Source organism: Roseibium sp. (assembly GCF_051016195.1).
In the GTDB taxonomy this organism is placed as follows: Bacteria; Pseudomonadota; Alphaproteobacteria; order Rhizobiales; family Stappiaceae; genus Roseibium.
The window spans coordinates 1,124,867-1,146,846 of sequence record NZ_CP134616.1; the positions used below are offsets into that span (position 1 = coordinate 1,124,867).

At 60.9% G+C, this 21,980-nt stretch carries 20 protein-coding genes; 5 read left to right on the top strand and 15 right to left on the bottom strand.

Annotated elements, in window-relative coordinates; all coding sequences use genetic code 11:
• Positions 1-30: 30 nt before the first annotated feature.
• Together RDA78_RS05110 and RDA78_RS05115 are read right to left on the bottom strand one after the other, a co-directional pair.
• The gene (locus tag RDA78_RS05110) at positions 31-1,053 is read right to left on the bottom strand and encodes an ABC transporter substrate-binding protein (RefSeq protein ID WP_434054275.1); all 1,023 of its coding nucleotides are present in this window, start codon (positions 1,051-1,053) and stop codon (positions 31-33) included.
• Between the two features lie 37 nt (positions 1,054-1,090).
• The gene (locus RDA78_RS05115) at positions 1,091-1,975 is read right to left on the bottom strand and encodes an SMP-30/gluconolactonase/LRE family protein (protein WP_434054276.1); all 885 of its coding nucleotides are present in this window, start codon (positions 1,973-1,975) and stop codon (positions 1,091-1,093) included.
• Between the two features lie 237 nt (positions 1,976-2,212).
• Here RDA78_RS05115 and RDA78_RS05120 point away from each other — a divergent pair, with 237 nt between their 5' ends.
• Entirely contained in the window at positions 2,213-3,511 is a 1,299-nt protein-coding gene (locus tag RDA78_RS05120) for a GAF domain-containing sensor histidine kinase (RefSeq protein WP_434054277.1), read from the top strand.
• On the top strand, positions 3,492-4,238 hold the full coding sequence (locus RDA78_RS05125; protein ID WP_434054278.1) for a response regulator transcription factor: 747 nt from the start codon (positions 3,492-3,494) through the stop codon (positions 4,236-4,238). The genes RDA78_RS05120 and RDA78_RS05125 overlap by 20 nt, the downstream gene beginning before the upstream one ends.
• Positions 4,239-4,545: 307 nt before the next feature.
• Here the strand turns inward: RDA78_RS05125 and RDA78_RS05130 are convergent, their stop codons facing one another.
• The 7 genes from RDA78_RS05130 to RDA78_RS05160 form a co-directional block, all read right to left on the bottom strand.
• Positions 4,546-5,670 (bottom strand): enolase C-terminal domain-like protein, encoded by a 1,125-nt coding sequence (locus RDA78_RS05130; RefSeq protein WP_434054279.1) that lies wholly within the window; start codon positions 5,668-5,670, stop codon positions 4,546-4,548.
• A gap of 43 nt (positions 5,671-5,713) precedes the next feature.
• Positions 5,714-6,148, bottom strand: a complete 435-nt coding sequence (locus RDA78_RS05135; protein WP_434054280.1) for a universal stress protein — start codon at positions 6,146-6,148, stop codon at positions 5,714-5,716.
• Between the two features lie 67 nt (positions 6,149-6,215).
• Entirely contained in the window at positions 6,216-7,526 is a 1,311-nt protein-coding gene (locus RDA78_RS05140) for a TRAP transporter large permease (protein WP_434054281.1), read from the bottom strand.
• A gap of 3 nt (positions 7,527-7,529) precedes the next feature.
• Complete coding sequence (locus RDA78_RS05145; protein ID WP_434054282.1) at positions 7,530-8,057, bottom strand: TRAP transporter small permease; 528 nt, start codon at positions 8,055-8,057, stop codon at positions 7,530-7,532.
• Positions 8,058-8,125: 68 nt separating this feature from the next.
• Positions 8,126-9,106 carry a TRAP transporter substrate-binding protein gene (locus tag RDA78_RS05150; RefSeq protein ID WP_434054283.1) on the bottom strand — a complete coding sequence of 327 codons (981 nt, stop codon included), beginning with the start codon at positions 9,104-9,106 and terminating at the stop codon, positions 8,126-8,128.
• Positions 9,107-9,177: 71 nt separating this feature from the next.
• A complete protein-coding gene (locus tag RDA78_RS05155; protein ID WP_434054284.1) occupies positions 9,178-10,431 on the bottom strand; it encodes an NAD(P)/FAD-dependent oxidoreductase in 1,254 nt (417 codons plus the stop codon).
• Positions 10,432-10,434: 3 nt separating this feature from the next.
• Positions 10,435-12,126: a thiamine pyrophosphate-binding protein gene (locus RDA78_RS05160; protein WP_434054285.1), complete on the bottom strand. Its 1,692-nt coding sequence runs from the start codon at positions 12,124-12,126 to the stop codon at positions 10,435-10,437.
• A 157-nt stretch (positions 12,127-12,283) separates the two neighbouring features.
• On the opposite strand from RDA78_RS05160, the gene RDA78_RS05165 reads away from it, so the two are divergent.
• Positions 12,284-12,982, top strand: coding sequence for a GntR family transcriptional regulator (locus RDA78_RS05165; protein ID WP_434054286.1), 699 nt, complete (start codon positions 12,284-12,286; stop codon positions 12,980-12,982).
• 45 nt (positions 12,983-13,027) lie between these two features.
• Here RDA78_RS05165 and RDA78_RS05170 read toward each other — a convergent pair whose 3' ends face one another.
• A complete protein-coding gene (locus RDA78_RS05170; RefSeq protein WP_434054287.1) occupies positions 13,028-13,771 on the bottom strand; it encodes an aspartate/glutamate racemase family protein in 744 nt (247 codons plus the stop codon).
• A gap of 184 nt (positions 13,772-13,955) precedes the next feature.
• On the bottom strand, positions 13,956-14,657 hold the full coding sequence (locus RDA78_RS05175; protein WP_434054288.1) for a Crp/Fnr family transcriptional regulator: 702 nt from the start codon (positions 14,655-14,657) through the stop codon (positions 13,956-13,958).
• Positions 14,658-14,784: 127 nt separating this feature from the next.
• Here RDA78_RS05175 and RDA78_RS05180 point away from each other — a divergent pair, with 127 nt between their 5' ends.
• Complete coding sequence (locus RDA78_RS05180) at positions 14,785-15,297, top strand: FecR domain-containing protein (protein ID WP_434054289.1); 513 nt, start codon at positions 14,785-14,787, stop codon at positions 15,295-15,297.
• Entirely contained in the window at positions 15,249-17,153 is a 1,905-nt protein-coding gene (locus RDA78_RS05185) for a CHASE2 domain-containing protein (RefSeq protein ID WP_434054290.1), read from the top strand. Before RDA78_RS05180 ends, RDA78_RS05185 begins: the two co-directional genes overlap by 49 nt.
• Before the next feature lie 95 nt (positions 17,154-17,248).
• Here RDA78_RS05185 and RDA78_RS05190 read toward each other — a convergent pair whose 3' ends face one another.
• From RDA78_RS05190 to RDA78_RS05205, 4 genes are all read right to left on the bottom strand, one after another.
• A complete protein-coding gene (locus RDA78_RS05190) occupies positions 17,249-17,818 on the bottom strand; it encodes a cytochrome b (protein WP_434054291.1) in 570 nt (189 codons plus the stop codon).
• Between the two features lie 263 nt (positions 17,819-18,081).
• On the bottom strand, positions 18,082-18,882 hold the full coding sequence (locus tag RDA78_RS05195; protein ID WP_434051745.1) for an FAD binding domain-containing protein: 801 nt from the start codon (positions 18,880-18,882) through the stop codon (positions 18,082-18,084).
• Between the two features lie 75 nt (positions 18,883-18,957).
• On the bottom strand, positions 18,958-21,318 hold the full coding sequence (locus tag RDA78_RS05200; RefSeq protein ID WP_434051744.1) for a xanthine dehydrogenase family protein molybdopterin-binding subunit: 2,361 nt from the start codon (positions 21,316-21,318) through the stop codon (positions 18,958-18,960).
• Positions 21,319-21,454: 136 nt separating this feature from the next.
• Positions 21,455-21,946, bottom strand: coding sequence for a (2Fe-2S)-binding protein (locus RDA78_RS05205; protein WP_434051743.1), 492 nt, complete (start codon positions 21,944-21,946; stop codon positions 21,455-21,457).
• Between the last annotated feature and the right edge of the window lie 34 nt (positions 21,947-21,980).

The window sequence follows — 21,980 nt, forward strand, 5'->3', positions numbered from 1 at the left end:
CGGAAATCGAACGGACGGTACCGGCACGCCTTACTTCACGCTTTCCAGGTAGGCCTTGGCGTCGTCGAGCGAATACTCGACGTTGGAGACGCCGCCCGGCTCGGTGTTGGCCAGCCCCTCTTCAAGGTCCGCCTGGTCGATCTGCAGGAAAGGCACGATCAGTTCCTTGGGAACATCCTGTCCGTCAAGGATCTGCTGCGCAACCCAAAAGGCCAGTGTCGAGACACCCGGTGCGATGGAAACGGACATGGTTTCATAGCCGTTCGCATCTTTCTGTTCCTTCCACCAGGTCAGCTCGTCATGGCGATTGCCCATGATGATGATCGGTGTCGGCCGTCCTGCCGCAGCGAAAGCCTGAGCCGCGCCGTAGCCATCGCCGCCCTGTGTCACGACTGCAACGATTTCCGGCATGCTCGGCAGGATACCGGCAACCGCTTTCTGGGCGACGGTCTGCGTCCATTCGCCGTGAACGGACCCGGCGATGTTGAACTTGTCATGGTTGGCGACGCCCGCTTCGATGCCCGAGTGAATTTCGTCGTCGACGAAGACACCGGCAAGGCCGCGGATTTCCAGAAGCTCGCCGCCATCCGACAGCCGGTTGGACAGGTAATCGACCTGGATCTCGCCCATTTTCTTGAAGTCGACCGCGATGCGCCATGCGCATGGCTCGGTAACGACGCCATCGAACGAGACGACGACGATCCCGGCATCACAGGCTTCCTTGACTGCGCCATTCAGCGCCGTCGGTGACGCCGCGTTGATGACGATGGCATCGTAGCCCTGCAGGATCAGGTTCTGGATCTGCGCCGCCTGTTCCGTCGCCTGGTTCTCGGCGGTGGTAAAGGCGTCTGCCGCAGCAACCGTCCCGGAGCTGACCGCCTGCTCGGCGTTCTTGCCCCAGGACTTGAGCATGGCCTGGCGCCAGCTGTTGCCGGCGTAGTTGTTTGAAAGCGCGATCCGCTTGTCGGACGTGTCAGCAACAGACGGCTGCACGGCCGCGACCGTCAGGGCCAAAGCGGTGGTCGCAAGAAGTATCGATTGACGTATTCTCATGATTTCCTCCCAATCATCAGTCCTTAATTCCGGATAGTCAGACAGCTTTCCTCCTGGTTGCCCCGCGAACGCCGACATAAATCGCGTAGAGGGACGTCGTTGCAGTAATGAACAGGCGATTGTTCTTCGCGCCGCCGAACGTCAGGTTGGCGACGGCTTCGGGAATGACAATGCGCCCGAGATAAGATCCGTCCGGCGCGAACACCTGAACGCCATTGCCGGAGCTGGTCCAGATGTTGCCGAACTCGTCCAGCCTGAACCCGTCCGGCACCCCCGGAGAGATTTCGGCAAAGACGTCTTCGCTTTCGGGACGGCCGGAGACCCCAAGATCAAAGACCTTGATATGATGCGGTCCGCCTGCAAGATGCGAAACGCCCGTGTCGGAGACGTAGAGCCGTTTTTCATCAAGCGAGAAGGCAAGCCCGTTGGGTTTTTCCATGGACTTGACGACCGGTTCAACCTCGCCAGTTTCCGGGTCAAGCCGATAGACAAAGCAACCGTCCTGCTCGGGCTCGGCGCGCTCACCCTCATAGTCCGTCAGAATGCCGTAGCTGGGATCCGTGAACCATATAGAGCCGTCGGATTTCACCACGACGTCGTTCGGCGAATTCAACCGTTTGCCGTCATGATGCGTTGCCAGAACGGTCCGGGACCCGTCGTGTTCGCGCCTTGTCACCGAGCGGGTCAGGTGCTCGCAGCTGACGAGCCTGCCTTCGCGATCGATCGTATTGCCGTTGGCGTGATTGGATGACGTCGTCAGGGGCCGTGTTCCCAGTCCCTCGACCCACTGCAGAATACGGTTGTTTGGAATGTCGGACCAGACCACGCAGTCCGTCGCAGCAAAATAAGCCGGCCCCTCCGCCCACAGGCAGTTTTCGAAGAGGCGCTCCAGACCGCAGATCGGGATTACAAGATCCCGCATGCGGTCGCACGCAATTTCGATCCCATCATGCAATGGACGCTGTCTCCCTGGACCACCGGTTTCGGGGTGCCGATCCGGCGGCATTTGCTTTGTTGTCCAATGAGCTTTCCATGCCGTCCGCACGTTGTATGCTGTAGTTTCGACAAACCTCTTGCGGGAACCCGCAGGTTTGAATGATGGTTTCGACGGCGACACAGCGGAAATGACGCAGGAGAGAAAACGCGGAGACCGGTATCCTTGACGGACAAAAAAACACATACCGGAGCAAACGCCATTAGCACCGAGGCCATGCTGCAGCGGTTTCTGCTGATTTCACGGGCAGTGGCCGGGCAACTTGATTTTCAGTCGCTTATCCAGAAAGTGTCTGAAGAGGTCGGATATTTTCTGCCGCACGATCATATTGACGTGTGCATCCTCACTGGTGAACGCGATATGCATGTCGCCTACGAGGCCCGCCTTCACACCGGATGGGGTGACGCCCCGGAACCGGTACCGATCTCCGTCAGCCCGATCCGCAGCATCCTGCGTGGCGAGGAAGACTTCATTCTGACCGCCGACGCCCAGCTTGACGAACGCTTCCATTTCGACGGTGCGTTCAGCGATCCGATCTTCGACGCCCGCCTGCGCAGCCGCCTGCATGTGCCGCTGCAGGTGGAGGGCAAGGTGATCGGCGCACTGTCTTATTCGTGTCATGCGCGCGGCATCTACGAAGACAGCCATGTGACGATCGCGCAATATGTCGCCGACCTGCTGTCTTCCTACATCCACGCCCTGAACCAGGGCGAACGTGCCCGCAAAGCGGCCATCCGGCAGGCGGAAATCCATGCACATGCGGAAGGCCTGCGGGCTGGAGCCCTGAGGCTGACCGAAGCGCTCGAACTGGAGCGGCAGAGGATCGGCATGGACCTCCACGACCAGACCCTTGCGGACCTGACCCGGCTCAGTCACGAATTGCGCCGGCTCAGGCAGGCCCCGAAGATACCGGGTGAAACTCTGACCACCCTTACCGACCGGCTGGAAGGATGCCTGCAGGAACTCAGAAGCATCATCGAAGATGCCCGGCCAAGCGTTCTGAAACTTTTCGGCTTCGAACAGGGTATCGAAGCCCTGCTCGAACGCGCCGTCGCCTCGCAGGCACGGCCGATCTCGGTGGAGTTTTCCGACGAGACCGACGGGGCCGGCAATGCCCTTGAGGAAACCCATCAGATCGCACTCTTCCGGATCGCCCAGGAGGCGGTCAACAACGCGATCAAACATGCCGACGCGGCCCGGATCCGCGTCGTGCTTTCGCAGTCGGAGCATCTGTTGAGCCTTGCAATATCCGACGACGGCTGCGGGCTCACAGGCGAAAACAGCGACCATTTCGGCGGGATCGAGAACATGCGCACCCGTGCAACGCTGATTTCGGCACAGTTCGAAATCGAACCCTGCGCCGACTTGTCGGGAACCCGCGTCCGCGTGTCCCTTCCGCTCGGCAATCCGCCCACCTTCCCCTTACAAGACCAAAAACAAAACAATGCGTATCTTGATAGTTGAAGACGATGTCCTGCACCGTTCCTTCCTGCGCGAAGTCGTGGAACGGGAACTACCGGACGTAACCGAATTGACCGAAGCGCAGAACGGCGATGAAGGCATCGCGCTTGCCGCGAAGCACCGGCCCGACGCGATCGTCATGGATCTGCAGATGCCGAACCGGACCGGGGTGGAAGCGGCCCGCGCCATCTGGCGGCAGGAGCCGGAAACGCGCATCCTGTTCTGGTCCAACTATGCGGACGAGGCTTACGTTCGCGGGATATCCCGGATCGTTCCCCCGGGAGCCTCCTACGGCTATATCCTCAAATCTGCCTCCGAAGACCGTCTGAAGCTGGCCCTGCAGGGCGTCTTTGTCGAAGAGCAGTGCATCATCGACCGAACGGTGCGCGGTGTTCAGCAACGGGCCGACGACCGGCTGCAGGGCCTCACCGACGCCGAATATGAGGTTCTGATCGATATCGCACTCGGACTGACGGACAGGACGATTTCAAGACGGCGCGGCATTTCGCTGCGCAGCGTGCAAAGCCGGTTGCAGGCGCTCTACGAGAAACTCGGGCTCGACCAGGACACCGACCGCGACCAGGACGGGGCCGCGATCTACAACAGCCGGTCGCGTGCCGTCAGCATCGCCTTTCTCCGGCGGCTGGTGAACGGCAAGGCGATCGAAGCGGCGGAACTCGACTACCAGACCTGGGCAGCGGCAACGAGCAGGACGACGCCCCCGAACTGAAACCTGTTTCGGGATCGAAGACGATAATGGCGGCAATGCGGATCTTTTGCAGATCCTTTTCGACTTTCGGCGCGCCTGTCGGGGTCGCATGAACCGCGAGCCGCTTCGGCACCCCCAACCCTAACCCCTCCCCACAGGGGGGAGGGGGACGAGGCTGCATATGCCGTTGCCTAAAGATGTTTCAAACTGACTCAAAACAGATCTCGGCGTGATGTTCCGGTAGAGCGGAATTCCCCTCCCCCCTTGTGGGGAGGGGTCAGGGGTGGGGGTGCGATGGAGCCATCGACCTCTCGCGAGCGCCTCCAAATCACTCAAGCACAGGGGTGACCGCGTATTTTTCAAGTTTCTCCGGGTCCACCTGAACGCCCAGGCCCTTGCCCTTGTGAACATGGACCCGCCCGTTTCTGACCGGGAACGGTTCTGTCAGAATGTCGTCTTCCGCATAGTAGGTTGCCATGTAGAACTCGCACTGAAGAACCAGATCCGGAACGGCTGCCATGAGATGCGCTCCGGCGGTATGTGCGAGACCGGTCTCGAACATGCAGCCGCCATAGACCTCAATCCCGGCGGCGCGCGCAATCGCGGCGACCTCGAGCGCACGGCGGATGCCCCCCGACTTCATGATCTTCAGCGAGAAGATGTCGGCCATGCGGATCTGTGCCGCATAGAGCGCGCCCTTCGGATCGAAAACGCTTTCGTCGGCCATGATCGGTGCGTCGATCACCTGCGTGATATGCGCCATAACCTCGCGCTCGTGCATCTTGACCGGTTGTTCCACGAAGGTCGGGCGGAAGGCTTCAAGGTCGCGCACCCGGCGCACGGCATCATAGGCCGGCAGGCCCTGATTGTAGTCGATGCGGATATCGGCTTCCTCGCCATAGATCTCCCGCATTTTCTCGAGGCGCATGAGGTCGAAACGATGGTCTGAAAACCCGGTCTTGAACTTGAAAATCCGGACCCCGTCTGCCCACATGGCGGCAACGTCTTCCAGATCCTTGGCGAAGTCGGGATTTGCGATGGAAAAACTCATGCCCATATCATCGCGCTGTCTGCCGCCGACGAGTTCGGAAACCGAAAGCCCGCAAATCTGGCCCGTGATGTCCAAAAGCGCCATTTCAAGCGCGGCCTTGGCTTCCGGATGGCCGACCACGATCTTGTCCGCCATCGACATGTGCCTTTCGACCTGCACGGGATCCTGACCGATCAGATGCGGGCGCAGATGCACATGAAGGGCAGCGGCGCACCCCTCAGCCGTTCCGGTAAATACCGGCCAGGGCGACGCTTCACCCCACCCGGTAATGCCGGTATCTGTCGTGACTTCAAGGATTGCGACGTTGATCCCGGCAACGTCGCCGCTGCCATGCGAATGGACAGCCTTTGCGGGAATGTTGATCCGGTGAACCCGAATGGTCTGAATTCTGTGGTCGCTCACGCATCTCTCCCGGTGAGGCTCTTAGTTGGCTGCGTCCCGTCGGCTATTCCGGCCGAACAACCAGCACGCAGCAGGACGCAAAGCGCGAGACACGCGCCGCGTTCGGTCCGATGAAGAGGTCTTTCACGCTCGGCCGGTTCGCACCGATGACGATGAAGCGGGCAGACAGCGCGTCGGCATGTTCAATCAGTTTTTCATAAACGACACCGCGCAGGACGTCCGTCGTGTAGGAAACTGACTTCCAGTCAAACTTGTCTGCATAGGCGGCCAGGTCCTTGCGGGCATCCGTTTCCACCTGGTCGCGCATGTCGTCGGGGATATAGGCCTGGACATAGGTGTTCTGCTGATCCGGGATCACAAAAACCAGTTCGACCCCGGCATCGTGGCTCTGCGCCAGCATGATGGCTTCCTGAACAACACACGCATCGGCTTCCCTGTGGTGCAGATCCACAGCGGCGATGATCTTCACGTTTGCCATGACGACATCCTCTTGAAAGGTATTCCCGTATGTGCCGGAGACGGTATTCAGCCATCTCCGGCAAATGTCATCCTCGAGGCCCGCGCATGTTCTCGGGCAGGAAGGTGGCCAACTCGGGGACGAAGATCATCACGAAGACCATGAGAACCATGATCAGGAACAGCGGGATTGCGGTCTTCGCAATGTAACCCATTTCGTGATTGGTGATCCCCTGCATGACGAACAGGTTGAAGCCGATCGGAGGCGTGATCTGCGCCATTTCGACCACGATCACGATGAAGATCCCGAACCAGATCAGATCAATCCCCGCGCCAATGACCATTTCCTGAACGATCGCCATCGTCAGCACGACGGACGAAATCCCGTCGAGGAACATGCCGAGCAGGATGTAGAACAGCATCAGCGCCATCAGCAGCGAGAACTGCGAGAGTTGCAGGCTCTCGATGAATTCCGCCAGGGCTCGCGGCAGTCCGGTGAAGCCCATTGCGAGTGTCAGGGCCGTCGCCCCCATGAGGATGAGCGCGATCATCGCCGATGTCTTGGTTGCTCCGAGCAGGCTGTCGATAAAGGTCTTCCTGTTGAGCGATCCTTGCGCCGCCGCGAGGATGAACGCCCCGATAACACCAATGGAGGCCGCTTCGGTTGCCGTAGCCCAACCGCCATACATGGAGCCGATCACAACAAGGATAAGCAGGATGATCGGGATCAGAAACCGGCTTTCGCGCAGCTTTGCGGAAAAACTCATGCGATTGGCAATCTTCGGCACTTCACTCGGCCGCAGGAATGACCAGCCCGCAACATAGGCCATGAACATGCCTGCCAGCACGATACCCGGCAGGATACCGGCCATGAACAGCTTGGAAATCGACTGTTCGACAGCGACGCCATAGACGATCAGCGTCAGCGACGGCGGGATCATCAGACCAAGCGTTGCCGCGCCTGTCAGCGTTCCGATCGTCATGTATTCAGGATACCCGCGCTGGCGCAGCTCCGGAATGGACATCTTGCCGACGGTTGTCAGCGTTGCCGCGGACGAGCCCGAGACAGCGGCAAAGATCGTGCAGCCGACGATGTTGACGTGGACCAGGCCTCCGGGAAGGCGCTGCATCCACGGACTGAGGCCACGGAACATGTCCTGCGACAATCGACTTCGAAACAGGATCTCACCCATCCAGATGAACAGCGGAAGTGCCGTCAGGGTCCAGCTGGACGAACCGGTCCAGATGCGCGTCAGCATCGCATCGCCGGCCGGGCGCGAGGTGAACATTTCGAGCCCGAGATAGGCAACACCGAAAAGAGCAAGCCCGACCCAGACGCCTGTCCCCAGAAGCAGGAACAGGACGAACAGGAAAATGAGAACGAGGTAGATCTCTTCCATGTCTTATTCCCCCTGCGCTTTCTCGCCAGGGGCATGGATATTGTCCCGGCCCGTGAACAGCGTTGTTACCAGGTTGTCGAAGGCGCAGACCGCAAGAAGCACGGTTCCGATGGCCATGGACATCTGCGGTATCCAGATTGGCCAGGCATCATGCCCCTGGCTGATTTCATTGAAGCGGTAGCTTTCATAGGTGAACTTGATGGCATAGCGCGCGAACAGATAGGTCAGGTAACTGGCAATTGCCCAGCACCAGATCTCTCCGAACTTGCGGTAACGCCCGAGCGCGGTCAGCAACAGGTTGACGCGAATGTGACTGCCGCTGTTCAAGGCGTAAGGCAAGGCCAGGAAGGATGCCGCCGCCATACAGTAGCCCGTGAAGTCAGGGGCGCCGGTGATGATCCCGCCACCCCACCTTGCGACCATCTGCGAGGCCACGAAGAAGAGGATCAGAATCAGGAAAACCGCCGCCAGATACCCGGCGAATTTGTAGAGCGCATCAAGACCGGTGCGCAAATGCCTGAAAACAGCCACCACCTTCCCCCTTCATAGGCAAGTGTGCCCGGCGATGACCGCCGGGCAGATGTTGTCATGCGGGCAGACTATTGTTTTGCCTTGAATGCATCGACGATGGCCTTGCCCTGATCACCGGCGGTCTCAAGCCATTCACCCGTCATGGTCTCGCCAATGGTCCGCAGTTCCTCGGCCATGGTGTCGCTGACGCGGCCCGTGGTCATGCCGTTCTTGCCAAGCTCGTTGACGGTGAACTCGTTGTACTGGATGGACCGCCAGTCACCGGCATATTCTGCCATCGCTGCACAGCCGTTGATCACGTTCTTGGTGGTGTCGTCCAGCGCGTTCCAGCTGTCCATGTTGACCATGACATAGTTGCGCGGCAGCCAGGCGTCGGCGGCGTAGTAGTGCGACAGGCTTTCCCAGATCTTGCGGTCATAACCGGTGGATCCGGAAGAGACCATGCCCTGGGCGACACCAGTGGCGAAAGCCTGGCTGATCTCGGCTGCCTCGATCTGCACCGGCTGCATGCCGGCGAGTTCCGCCATCCGCGCGCTTGCGTTGTTGTAGGTCCTGAATTTCAGGCCCTTGACGTCTTCCAGTGAGTTCACTTCACGGTCGAAGTAAAGGCCCTGCGCCGGCCACGGCACAGAATAAAGCAGGTGCAGGTTCTGCTCCTTGAGAATCTCGGTCAGAGGCTCTTTCGCCACTTCCCAGAGCTTTTCGGAATCTTCGAAAGAGGTTGCAAGGAACGGCACAGAGTCGAACCCGAAGATCGCATTCTCGTTCTGGTGTCCCGACAACAGCCGCTCTCCGATCGGAACCTGTCCCGTCTGGATCGCCCGCTTGATTTCGGCACCCGAATAGAGGGAGCCGCCGGGGTGGGTCTTGATTTCGAGGGCACCACCGGTGCCGAGTGTCACGCATTCGGCAAATTTCTCACCGGTCGCCGAGTGGAAGTTTGTTGCCGCATACGCCATGGGCATGTCCCAGGTTTCAGCAGACACGGAGCCTGCCGCCAGTGTGGAAACGGCAACGCCGGCCATAAGGATTTTCGTTATTCCGGACATGAAGAACCTCCTCGTTATTTTGTCCCCTCATGCCCCGCTTCTGCGGGACACGCTGCTTGCGTATCGTCTGCCTAGAACCGCTGTGGATCGTAGGCCGACAGGTCAATGTTCTGGCGGTCTCCCGAAATGAGACCCGCCAGAATGCGCCCGGTCTTGGGGCCGGCCGTGAGGCCGACATGATGGTGCCCAAAGCCGGCAAAGACGCCAGATGCCCCGATTTCTCCGATCAGTGGCAAACTGTCGGAAGGAGCCGGGCGATGACCAAGCCAGCTCTCTTCCTTTTCGAACGTCAATTTCGGAAATGTTTGCGCAACTGTCCTGCGCAGAAGCTCCAGCGGTGCCATGGAGGCAGGGGCCTCCAGTCCGCCGAATTCAACAACGCCGGCACATCTGAGCCCGGCTTTCATGGGTGTCGCGACGAACTTGCCGGTGGTGACCATCATGGGTGTCGCCGGGCCGTTTTCGGCATCCTGCAAAACGATGTGATAGCCGCGTTCGGATTCCAGAGGCACGGCAAGACCGAGCTTTTTTGCCAGTGAACCGGACCAGACGCCCGTCGCAAGCACCACCTGCGTACAGTCGATGTCGTCGCCATCCGTGATGACCTTGGTCACCCGGCCATCGGAGAAGGTGAAATCCTTCACCTCGGCCTGGACGAAGTTGGTTCCCAGCTTCCTGGCTTCCTCTGCAAGCGCTGCAACATAGCGGCCCGGGTCCCGAACGAAGCCGTGGTCGTGCATGACCGCGAGGAGCTTCATGTCTTTCGAAAGGTTCGGTTCGTATTCGCGAACCGCATCCCCTTCGAGAATCTCGGGTTCAAAACCGGCCATCCGCCGGATCATCCAGGTGTATTCGTCCGCCTCGAACGCGGCGCGCGAGGGATAGACAAAACTGTAGTCGGAATGGACCAGCCAGTCTTCTGCGCCCGTCCCCTTTGCCAGGGCGTCGTGCTGGGACGGGGAATCGTAGAGGATCGGTGCAAGGCCTTCGGAAATCCTGCGCGTGTCCCCGTCATTGGCATGCGACAGATATTTCAACAGCCAGGGTGTCAGTTTCGGCAGGTAGGACCAGCGCAGGAACAGCGGGAAGTCCGGATTGAGCAGCATCTTCGGGCTTTTGCGCACCAGGCCGGGCGCAGTCACGGGCGCAACGGCACATGCCGCGAGAACCCCGCCATTGCCATAGGAGGTCGAAGCGGATGTGCCCGCCTCGACACGGTCGACGATCGTGACGGGGATGTTCGCCCGGCGCAGCCAGATTGCCGTTGAGACGCCGACGACGCCGGCACCGATCACGACAACATGGGGAGACGCAGCCGGGCCCATCGCTTACCCCATCCAGCGCCGCACCGGGGCGGCGGCTTCTTCAAGTGGCTGACAGATCACGTCGACAAGCGTCGGTTCGTCATGGGCCATCGCTTCTTTCATGACGGCTTCGAGATCCGCGGCCTTCTCGACCTTCCAGGTTTTCAAGCCGAATGCGGCGGCCACGGCGGCCTGGTCGGTCCGATTGAAATCGACGTTGTAGTAGCGCCTGTCACAGTCGGCATACTGGCTCGCCTTGATCCAGCCGAAAGCGGAATTGGAAAAGACGACATAGGTGACCGGCGCTCCGGATCTCACGACCGTTTCCAACTCGCCACAGGCAAACGCGAAAGACCCGTCGCCCATCATGGCGACGACCTTCTTGTCAGGCCGCCCGTACCACGCCCCGAGGGCCGCCGACAGCGAATAGCCCAACGCGCCGTGCGCACGGTTGGTGATGTACTGACGTCCAGCGTGCTGTTGCTGCGAATAGGCATTGTAATAGGGGCAGCTTGTTCCAGGATCCGAAACCACGATCGCATCATGAGGAAGGGTTTTGTTCAAGGTGTCAATGATTTGTTCGGGAATGATCAGGTCCGCATCGCTCTGGACCAGTGCCTGGAACTTTGCGAACTTGCGCTCCTTGATATCGGCGACCTTTGCTGCGCCACCGAAGGTTGGCAGCACGCCGTCACGAGCGTCGAGACAGGCGTTGACCGCACTCAAGGCCAGCTTCAGATCGGCGACCACGCCAACCTCGGTCGGATAGTTCGCGCCAATCGTCATGGGGTCGCTGTCGAAATGCACGATGCGTTGACCCGGTTTCGGTGCTTCCCAGCGGGACGTCGTTGTGGACCCGGCGCGGCACCCCATGAAGATCACGAGGTCGGCGGCTTCCATCATTTCCCAGGTTTCGTCGGTTCCCCCGTTTGACCCGACGACGCCGAGCGAGAGCGGGTGCGTGTCGGCAAGAGACCCCTTGCCGGAAATAGAGGTTGCGACCGCGAGGTCCAGGCGGCTGGCAAGGTGGTCGAGCTCATCCATTGCACCTGCGATCACGACGCCGCCGCCGCACACGATCAGCGGCGATTTCGCCGTCAGGATGGCTTCGACCGCCGCCTCGGCCGCTCCGGGCTCCGGCGCGGCACGGTAGGATGGAAAGGTTGAGAGCTTGGCGTCCGCCCAGATATCATCGGCAGGCACCGGATCGTATTGAATGTCGTAGGGCAGCCCGAGATGCGAGGAACCCGGACGGCCGGTTGTCATGGCGCGAAAAGCCTGGCGCACCATGCGCGGAATGTGATCGGCACGCCTGATGACCGTGTTGAACTTTGTGAGGGGTCGCATCAGCGCTTCCTGATCAACCTCGGTCAACGGATACTTGCCATAGGAACCAACCGATATGTCGGTGGTGATCGACAGCACAGCATAGGAGCTTTCGTTGGCCTCGATCAGGCCCGGCAGGATGTAGGTCGCGCCGCCGCCGGAGGGTCCCTCGCAAACACCGACGCGCCCGGTGACGCGCGCATAGGCATCGGCCATATAGGCCGCACTGCGCTCGTCGCGCGTCAGGACATGGGTGATGCCGTGGTCAAGATTGTGCATGGCGTCGTAGAAGGGCAGCGTGGTGTCGCCGCAAAGTCCGAAGATATGACGCACACCGTGGGCCTCAAGGGACCGCACCATCGCCTCAGCGCCGTTCAAACTGTTCTGCACCATATCCCCCAGACAAGACGCCAGTCAGGCAGGCTTTTGGCCTGCACTCAACATTGTATACAGCTCTGTAGGCAAATGTGAAGGCGCAAATGTTCACAAAGCGCGGTTTTTGATCTATCAGGAGACGGACGAACAGAATGTGCACGGCGGGACCACAATGACAAAGCGCCTCAGCAGCGTTGACCGCGTCTACGAGACGCTGCGCGACATGGCGATCAATTTCGACTTCAAGCCGGGCGAGCGCATCAATGAATCCGCTCTGACCACCAAACTCGGCGCGAGCCGAACACCCCTGCGCGAAGCACTCAACCGCCTTGTTGCAGAAGGTTTCCTCACGCTTGCAAAAGGACAAGGTTTCTTCTGCCGACCGCTTGAGCCGGCCAAGGTGCTGGAACTCTACCAGGCGCGCTGCGCCATTGAGACCGAGGGAATCATACGGGGCATCGAGAACGCGAGCGACGACGAAATCCAGGCGCTTTGCGACTATCTCGACGAGTTCGAGAAGACCTATTTCACCTCAACCGACCTCACCGAAGTGCTGCAACAGGACGAGGAGTTTCATCTCCGCCTTGCCGCGCTTTCCGGCAATGGCGAGCTGGTCAGGCTGCTCAGCAATCTGAACGAACGCATCCGTTATGTCCGTCTGATCAATTTCCGGCAGATCCGCGAGCAGATGCAGGACGGCGAGCAGCTTGACCCGTCCCTGCCGGCGCACCGCAAGATTGTCGAAGCGGTGAAAAGCCGGGACACGGACACCGCCGTCAAGGCGCTCCGCAGCCACATCGAACGGCGCAGCGGCGAGACCATCGAGCTCGTCCGCCTCGCCTACTCGCAGCTCTACGTGCCGAGTTTCTGAAGCGGCGATTCGGCGCTGGTTTTCAAGTGGTCCCAGTGTCTCTTCTCACCCCCAGCGCGGGTCGTCCAGCTCTTCGGGGAACCTTGCCGGGGCCAGGCTCTGCTGGAACCAGAGCACGTAGTTGTAGATCGAATAGATAGGCAGGCCGGTCAGCCTGCGGATATCGGCGGCGTAGGGCACCATGTTGGTGCATTCCAGGACGATCGCGCCGATGTCGTCATGCCTCGAAACAAGATCCCGGGCCGCATCGCGCATGTCCTCCCGGCAGGCGGCAAAGTCGATTTCCGCGGCGTCGCCGAGAATGTCCCGCGTGAACACCCTACCGCCTTCTGTCCCGACAACGGGCGTATCCAGCGGGACATGTGCCGCGTTCAGATGATCCGGGGTGAGTGTTTCGCTGGAAATGGTCAGAATGCCGACCCGCTTTCCGGGGGGGAGCGTCGACTGGACCATGGGAACCTGCATCAGCGATGAGGTCGCCAGGGGGACGTCTATTTCACGGGCGAGTTGATCCTGGAGAATCGAAAGGAAGCCGCAATTCGTGGTGATGCCGTCGCAGCCGCTGGCAACAAGATCCCTTGCCGCAGCAATGAAGGCGTCGAGGAGCGGGCGCGCGTCGGACCTGACCACGAGATCGGGCGATGCCCCGCGCACAACTCTGTACTGAACCGGGAACGGCCAGGTAAGGGCGTTGCCCATATCTCCCGGAATGCGCGGAAAGCGCGTTTCCAGCATCAGTATTCCGACATTTGCTCCATAGACGGTCTTGCCGCCGCGCTGAAGTGTCAACGGGTCATCCTTCCCACTGAGTGGACCGTGGTCCCGGAATATACAAATTTGAACGCAGGGCTGTATACAGAAATTTCCCGCTTTGCGGAATTCCTTGGCGAGTCAACGGCAAGACGTATCCCGAACATCGCCGTTCCCTTTCCCCGACACTGCGTTGTCATTCCGGGATCGCGACGCAAGGCGATCAGTCACCTTCGGCGAGGTCCAGCAAGGCGTCGCGGTTGTCGATGATCAGCCAGCCGTCACGCAGGGTAACCAGTTCCGCCCTCTGCCATCTTCTGAGGCAACGATTGACGTTCTCGCGGGTGTTGCCGATCATGCCCGCCAGTTCGGACTGGGACTGGGAGAGTTTCTTCATCGGTTTTTCGGGGGAACCGGGCGCAACTTCCGTCAGCCTGATGACAAGCCTTGCCAGGCGTGCAGGCAGATCCAGAAACGCGATCTCGATCATGCGCTCATCCGACCGGCGCACCCGCTGGCACAAAAGCTCGATGAGGTGAATGGAAAGGTCAGGATTGCGTCCAAGCACATCAAGGAGCGATCTTCGTTCCAGAACGATCAGCGTGCAATTCGTGAGCGCCTTGACGCCGGCCGAACGTTCGCCGCCGTCCAGGAGGGCAATTTCTCCGAAAACGTCTCCGGCCTGCAGATCGTTCAGCGTGATTTCGCGCGCACTTGGCGTCAGCATCGTGACACGGACCGAGCCTTCGGCGATCGCCATCATGCTCTGGCCCGGATCGCCCATGGAGAAGATCACGTCGCCCGACCGGAAGCGTTTCACATAGGCGAAAGCCGCCAGGTCGCGCCGTGCCTGCTCATCGAGCGCTTCGAACACGAAACTCTTGCCGAGCAGCTTCTCCTTGTCGAATTCCCGGTCGGCTTCCATGTTCTAACCTCTTTCTGCCTATATTTGACGCAATCAGCTTCTTACAACTTTAAGCACGGTCTGCTACCGACATGCAGGTATGATACCAATCGGACTCGATTGAAAAGCATTTTTCAAAGAGGTGACAATGAGAAACTTCGTCCTGCCAACGTTGCTCTCGCTCCTGGTCATCGTGTTGTCTCATCCCGCGGCGGCACAAACGCTTGCGGGCTGCACGGCAACCGATCTCGGGGATCCGCCTCGAGTCGCCTATCAATGTCCGGGCGGTCTGGTGATAGAAGCGGAAGCTGCGGCTGCGCTCGGCATCGTGACGGCGGCGCCCGATGGCCGGCCCACCGATGTCGAGGTTTCGTCAGACGCGGTCCTGATCGAGGTTGAACCGGGCAGCGGCCCGTTCCAGATCCGGACACCGCACGCGATCGCCGCCGTTCGCGGAACGGAATATGCCGTTGACGTGGAAGATAGCAAAACAGCCGTCTTCGTCAGCGAGGGCGAGGTCTCGGTCTCCCGGCCCGATGGCAGCGACACGGTTGTCCTCGGTCCCGGGTTCGGGGTCGACGTCACCCCCGGTGAACCGCTGGTCGTGCGCGAATGGGGCGCACAGCGCGTCACGAACCTGTTGAACCGCTTCGGGCGATGACATCTGCGCTGCCGCGCTGGGTTGCCGCGATAGCGCTGCTAACAGGCCTGTTCTGGGCGGCACTGCTGTGCCAGCAACACCTTGCCGGCAAGGCGAGCGTCATTGACCGTTTCGAGACGGTGCTCCTTGACCTGCGCATAACACTTGCCGGCAAAAGGCCGGCTCCGAAGGATATCGCCATCATCGCGATCGACGACCGCACCGTGTCGGAGATCGGAACCTATCCCCTCAACCGGAATACGCTTGCAGAGCTGATCATAAGGATCCGGGAAGCGGGTGCGGAGGCACTCGCTGTCGATATTCTCCTGTCGGGAGAAACAACGGCAAAAGATGACGCCGCGCTTGCGGCGGCGCTGGAGACACTTCCGGCGGTGATTGCGGTCGCTGCCCGTGTCAGCGAAGCGGAACAGACGGCGAGCGCGGTTCCCGTGGTGCGCGAAGCGCTTGGCCCTGAAGCCCGGTTCACGGACGCCGCCTCCGTGGGCCTCGTGAACATCGTGACCGATGGCGGCGGTACGCCGCGGCACATACCGCTCCTGTTTCTTTCCGGAACAGGTCTACAGCCCTCCTTCAGCCTCAAGGCCCTGGAACGCTTTTCAGGCCAGACACCAAGCGTTACCGAGGAGGGGGTCCGCATCGGCGGCCGCGTCCAGCCCCTCGATCTCGGCTGGCACCTTGCCCTCAATTACTACGGCCCGGCGGAGGCGATCGAAACAATCAGCGCGGCAAGCCTCTTGAACGGTGATCCGGTCAACCTGGAGGGACGTCTTGCCGTTCTCGGCGTCACGGCGACGGCCGTCGGCGACCGGTTCGCGACACCTTTCGACCCGGTCATGCCGGGGGTCGAGATACAGGCTACGGGCATTGCAAATCTCATTGACGGGTCGGCGCTCCGGCGCAACGGCGCAATACGTCTCAGCGACGCAGCGGCAGCCCTGACGATCACGCTTCTGGGGCTTGCCTCCGTTGCCTTTTTGCCGCTCGCGCCGGCAGTCATTTTATATCTCGCCCTCCTTGCGGGCTGGCTCGCGCTCACAATCGTCCTGTTCGGACAAGGGCAATGGCTGAATGCCGCCCTTCCCTTCGCCGCGAGCCTGCCTCCGGTCATCGTCCTGCTTCTTTCCCGGCAGGTGTTCGAACGTCTACGCTCCCAGAAACTTGCGCGCGCAAGCGAAGCCCTGGGCCGCTTCCAGTCGCCGAAACTGGCAAGCCGCGTTGCCGAAGACCCTTCCTTTCTGGCCGACCCCAAAGAGCAGTCCGCAGCGATGCTGTTCATCGATCTGTCGGGCTATACCGGCCTCAGCGAAGAACTCGGTCCGGTCAGAACGAGGGACTTCCTGAAGGATTTTCACACCATTGTCGTCGATGTCGTCAGCCAGTGCGACGGGGTCGTGCTGGATTTCATGGGCGATGGCGCCATGCTCGGGTTCGGTATCCCCGACGCCTCAAAAGACGATCCGGGAAACGCTGCCCGATGCTGCTTTCTGCTGGAGCGTGCCGTGCGTGAGTGGATAGAAAACGCAGGCATGGGTGCGCGCATCAGCCGTGTGCGGGTGGGCGCGCATGTCGGGCCGGTTGTCCTGTCCCGCCTCGGCCATGACAGGCAACAGCAGATCGCGGCAACAGGCGACTGCGTCAACGTGGCCAGCCGCCTGCTGGAAGTGGCCAAGAACCACGACGCATCGGTTGTGCTCTCATCCGACCTGATACACACCGCCGGCATGTCCGGAACGGAATTCGTGCCGCCGCGCCAGGAGACTGTCGCGATCCGAGGGCGGCAGCAGGAATTGACCGTCGGCCTGTGGCGATCAGATGAAGATCCGCTCGAATCGGAAACTCCCGGCAACACCGGGTAATGCACCAGAGCTCTTTTTTGCGAGGCAAGGAAAGGCGGCGGCCGGCACTCCAATGTACCGGCCGCCCACGCGCTTCTTCGGTGCAGCTTCAAAGGCTAAAGTATCTTGTAAAGTGTCTTGTCTCTTTTAAGCATGTGGTGAAACAGAACCGCACCGATGTGAAGCGCGAACAGAGCGAGCAGTATCCAGGCGCTCCATTCGTGTATGGCGGACAACGTCCAGGCAATGTCGGGGCTCTTGCCGATCGGGCTCCAGACCTCGACGATCCCGAACCAGTTCAGCGGAAAACCGTGCGCGTTGGTCGCCAGGAACCCCGAGACAGGCATGATGATCAGGAACGCATAGAGAAGCCCGTGAACCGAAGCTGCGGCAATGCGCTCGATGGCCGGGCCTTCGTGAGGCGGCGCCTTGGCGACAAGCTTGTTGCCGACCCGCAGAAGCATCAGCCAGAGGATCACGAACCCGAAGCTCTCGTGAAGCAGGTAGAAGCTCGAAACCACGTCCTTCTTGGCAAAACCGATCATGAGCCCGAGCGGCCAGGTCACGAGCACAAGCACGGCCACGGCCCAATGAAGCAGACGGGCGGCAGACCCGTAACGGGGCGTGGAAATGTCCAGATCCCTGGGTTGGTCCTGATGGCCGTTTGCCGTCACGTGCGCTGACATCATTCTCTCCTGTTGCCCGGATCGGGGGTTTCGGTTTCCGTCAGTCTAAAGCGGTTTGACTGAAGATACCGTTGAACAGGTGCACGACCTGCCCTTCCGACACTCAAAAGATAGCGATCCGCAAGCGCCCGGACCTGTGACGCACGGCACAGGCCACGCAACGTGGCTCAAATTCAGATTTGTGCAGGTCTTAAAAGGCAGACAAAGCAAAACGGCGCCCGAAATGCGGGCGCCGCATAAGGATGACATTGGTTCAGCTTTTGTCAGCCTGCTTTTTCGACGGCGCGTTTTGCCATGACGGTGACGAGGTTTGCGCGGTAGGCGGCGGAGCCGTGGATGTCGTGCAGCATGGAGCCGGCATCCACCTTGATGGCGGCGACCGCGTCCGGCGACCAGTTGCCGGCCAGTGCCGCTTCCATGCCGTCGACCCGGAAGACGCCGTAGTGGCCCGCCCCGGTCACCGCAACCCGGACCGAGCCGTCCAGGTGCCGGGCCACGTAGACCCCTGCCATGGCATAGCGCGAGGCCGGGTTCGGGTATTTGGCATAAGCCCCCTTCTCGATCAGCGGGAACGTCACCGACACGACGATCTCGTCCTCGTCCAGCGCCGTGTCGAACATGCCGACAAAAAAGTCCTCGGCGCTGAGCGAGCGCTTGCTCGTCACCACCGTTGCCCCCAGCGCGACCAGCGCCGCCGGATAGTCCGCTGCCGGGTCGTTGTTCGCAATCGAGCCCCCGATCGTGCCCATGTGCCGCACAGCCGGATCGCCGATGCCGCCCGCAAGTCCGGCAAGGCTCGGAAGCTTCGAGCGAACCAGATCCGAAGCGGCAACCTCCGCATGCGTCGTCGCAGCCCCGATCGACAGGCTGCCCTCGCCCTCGCAGATGCCGTTCATCTCCGCGATCTTCGTCACATCAACAAGATCGCTCGGCGACGCAAGACGCTGCTTCATCGTCGGCAGAAGCGTCTGGCCGCCGCCAAGAACCTTGCCGTCCTCCGCCTTCGACATCAGATCCGATGCGTCAGCGACCGAACCGGCGCGGTGATAGGTTGTTTCATACATGACGGGTCTCCCCAAACTCTCAATGTCAGATGAGCGGGCAGGCAACGCCTGCCCGAAGAACGTTTCTCTTCAACCTTATTCGGCCGCCTGCTTCTCCTGCGAGCGGCACAGCTGCCACACCTTCTCCGGCGTCGCAGGCATCGTCAGATCGTTCGACCCGATCGCATCCGTGATCGCGTTGATCACGGCCGGCGGTGACCCGATCGCACCGGCCTCGCCGCACCCCTTCATTCCAAGCGGATTGCCGGGGCAAAGCGTCTCGTGCGTCGACAGGCTGAACGAGGGAACATCATCCGCCCGCGGCATCGTGTAGTCCATGTAGGACGCCGTCAGAAGCTGACCGCTCTCGTCATAGGCCGCGTTCTCAAGAAGCGCCTGCCCGATCCCCTGAACAAGACCCCCGTGAACCTGGCCTTCCACGATCATCGGATTGATCACCTTGCCGAAGTCGTCGGCCGCGACAAAGCTCACGATCTCCGTCTTGCCCGTCTCCGGATCAACCTCGACCTCGCACACATAGGTGCCCGCCGGGAACGTGAAGTTCGACGGGTCGTAGAACGCCCCCTCCTTCAGACCAGGCTCCATGCCTTCGGGAAGATTGTGCGCCGTATAGGCCGCAAGCGCCACTTCCGTGAACGACAGCTTCTTGTCCGTGCCGGCGACCTTCAGCTCGCCGCCCTCGATCTGGATGTCGCCTTCCGACGCCTCCATCAGGTGCGCCGCGATCTTCTTCGCCTTGTCCTCCACCTTGTCCAGCGCCTTCACGATCGCGGACATGCCGACCGCTCCGGACCGCGACCCGTAGGTCCCCATCCCGAACTGGACCTTGTCCGTATCCCCGTGAACGATCGACACCGCATCGCTGTCAAGACCGAACCGCTCGCAGATCAGCTGCGCAAACGTCGTCTCGTGACCCTGGCCATGGCTGTGGGACCCCGTCAGGACCTCCACCGTGCCGACCGGGTTCACCCGCACCTCGGCCGATTCCCAAAGACCCACACCGGCCCCAAGCGACCCCACCGCAGCGGACGGCGCAATCCCGCACGCCTCGATGTAGCAGGAAAGACCGATCCCCCGCAGCTTGCCGCGCGAGGCCGCTTCCGCCTTGCGCGCCGCAAAGCCCGCATAGTCGGCTGCCGACAGCGCCGCATCCAGCGTCACGTCATAGTCGCCCGCGTCGTAGCACATGATCACCGGCGTCTGGTGCGGGAACTCCCGCACGAAGTTCTTGCGCCGGAAGTCCGCAGGCGACAGCCCCACCTCCCGCGCCGCCGTCTCCATGATCCGCTCAAGAAGATACGTCGCCTCCGGACGGCCCGCGCCCCGATAGGCGTCAACCGCCGTCGTGTTGGTATAGACCGTCTTCACATTCGCGTGGATCGCCGGGATGTTGTACTGGCCAGACAAGAGCGTTGCATAAAGATAGGTCGGCACCGCCGACGAGAACAGCGACATGTACGCGCCAAGATTGGCGACCGTGTTCACACGAAGTCCGACAATCCGGTTGTCCGCATCAAGCGCAAGCTCCGCCTCCGACACGTGGTCGCGCCCATGCGCATCCGTCAGGAACGCTTCGGTCCGGTCCGACACCCACTTCACCGGGCGGCCCACACGCTTGGACGCCCAAAGGCACACCATCTCTTCCGGGTAGATGTAGATCTTCGACCCGAAGCCGCCGCCCACATCCGGTGCGATCACACGCAGCTTGTGCTCCGGCGCCACATTGTAGAACGCCGACAGCACAAGACGCGCCACATGCGGGTTCTGCGAGGTCGTGTAGAGCGTGTGATGCTCTTCCGCATCGTCGTAACTGGCAAGCGCCGCCCGCGGCTCCATCGGGTTCGGAACAAGACGGTTGTTGCGGATCTCCATCTTCGTCACATGCGCGGCGCCCGCAAACGCCGCATCAACAGCCGCCCCATCCCCGATCTCCCAGTCGTAGATCAGGTTGCCTTCCGCCTCCGGATGCACCTGCGGCGCGCCGGGCGCAAGCGCGGCAACCGGATCGACAACAGCTGGAAGCTCCTCGTAGTCGACAACAACCGCATCCGCCGCATCGCGCGCCTGCGCAGCCGTATCGGCAACAACAACCGCAACAGCCTGGCCAACATGGCGCACAACCTCAGGCTCAAGCGCCCGCCAGCCGCCCATCTTCATCGGCGTGCCGTCCTTGGAATGGATCATCCAGCCGCAGATCAGATTGCCGATCCCGTCCCCGACAAGCTGGTCCCCCGTCAGAACCGCATCAACACCCGGCATCGCAAGCGCAGCGCTCGCATCAAGCCCCGTCACCTTCGCATGCGCATGCGGAGACCGCACAAACGCCGCATGACCCATCCCGGGAAGAACCATGTCGTCCGTATACCGGCCCTTGCCCGTGATGAAGCGCTTGTCTTCCTTGCGAAGCGCGCGTGCGCCAATCCCCTCAATCGCCATCTTCTCTCTCCCAAAACCTGAAGCCGGAAACACTCACCAGACACAAACGCACCCCCTCCTCAAGAGCTGCGCCGGCCGATCGGTCCCCTCGTCTCAAACACGCGGAAAACCCGCTCTCAAAACAAACCCGAAGACCCTATTCGGCCGCCTGCGCTATCCCCGCCATCTGGTCCGACGCCGCCTTGATCGCCTTGACAATGTTGTGATAGCCCGTGCACCGGCAGATGTTGCCCTCAAGCTCATCACGGATCGTCGCCTCGTCAAGATTGCCAGCACCGTGACGGCTGATCATGTCAACCGCGCTCATGATCATCCCCGGCGTGCAGAAACCGCACTGAAGTCCGTGATGCTCCCGGAACGCCGCCTGAACAGGATGAAGCGCATCCGCAGACCCGATCCCCTCAAGCGTCACAACCTCACACCCGTCCGCCTGCGCCGCCAACATCGTGCAGGACTTGACCGCCTTGCCGTCAACATGAACAACGCACGCACCGCACTGTGACGTGTCACACCCAACATGCGTCCCGGTCAGACCACGAACATCCCGGATAAACGATACAAGCAACGTCCGGTCCTCAACATCAGCAGACACTGACTTGCCGTTCAAAACAAACGATACCTTCGACATAAATTCCTCTCCCAGTAGACGGTTCCAGGGCCTC

Excerpts from the sequence above, each read along its gene's own strand:
- RDA78_RS05140 (WP_434054281.1), bottom strand. The coding sequence starts at position 7,526 with ATGGAAGAGATCTACCTCGTTCTCATTTTCCTGTTCGTCCTGTTCCTG.
- RDA78_RS05110 (WP_434054275.1), bottom strand. The coding sequence starts at position 1,053 with ATGAGAATACGTCAATCGATACTTCTTGCGACCACCGCTTTGGCCCTG.
- RDA78_RS05180 (WP_434054289.1), top strand. The coding sequence starts at position 14,785 with ATGAGAAACTTCGTCCTGCCAACGTTGCTCTCGCTCCTGGTCATCGTG.
- RDA78_RS05155 (WP_434054284.1), bottom strand. The coding sequence starts at position 10,431 with ATGGGCCCGGCTGCGTCTCCCCATGTTGTCGTGATCGGTGCCGGCGTC.
- RDA78_RS05195 (WP_434051745.1), bottom strand. The coding sequence starts at position 18,882 with ATGTATGAAACAACCTATCACCGCGCCGGTTCGGTCGCTGACGCATCG.
- RDA78_RS05185 (WP_434054290.1), top strand. The coding sequence starts at position 15,249 with ATGGGGCGCACAGCGCGTCACGAACCTGTTGAACCGCTTCGGGCGATG.
- RDA78_RS05190 (WP_434054291.1), bottom strand. The coding sequence starts at position 17,818 with ATGTCAGCGCACGTGACGGCAAACGGCCATCAGGACCAACCCAGGGAT.
- RDA78_RS05175 (WP_434054288.1), bottom strand. The coding sequence starts at position 14,657 with ATGGAAGCCGACCGGGAATTCGACAAGGAGAAGCTGCTCGGCAAGAGT.
- RDA78_RS05165 (WP_434054286.1), top strand. The coding sequence starts at position 12,284 with ATGACAAAGCGCCTCAGCAGCGTTGACCGCGTCTACGAGACGCTGCGC.
- RDA78_RS05205 (WP_434051743.1), bottom strand. The coding sequence starts at position 21,946 with ATGTCGAAGGTATCGTTTGTTTTGAACGGCAAGTCAGTGTCTGCTGAT.
- RDA78_RS05135 (WP_434054280.1), bottom strand. The coding sequence starts at position 6,148 with ATGGCAAACGTGAAGATCATCGCCGCTGTGGATCTGCACCACAGGGAA.
- RDA78_RS05115 (WP_434054276.1), bottom strand. The coding sequence starts at position 1,975 with ATGCGGGATCTTGTAATCCCGATCTGCGGTCTGGAGCGCCTCTTCGAA.
- RDA78_RS05150 (WP_434054283.1), bottom strand. The coding sequence starts at position 9,106 with ATGTCCGGAATAACGAAAATCCTTATGGCCGGCGTTGCCGTTTCCACA.
- RDA78_RS05125 (WP_434054278.1), top strand. The coding sequence starts at position 3,492 with ATGCGTATCTTGATAGTTGAAGACGATGTCCTGCACCGTTCCTTCCTG.
- RDA78_RS05200 (WP_434051744.1), bottom strand. The coding sequence starts at position 21,318 with ATGGCGATTGAGGGGATTGGCGCACGCGCGCTTCGCAAGGAAGACAAG.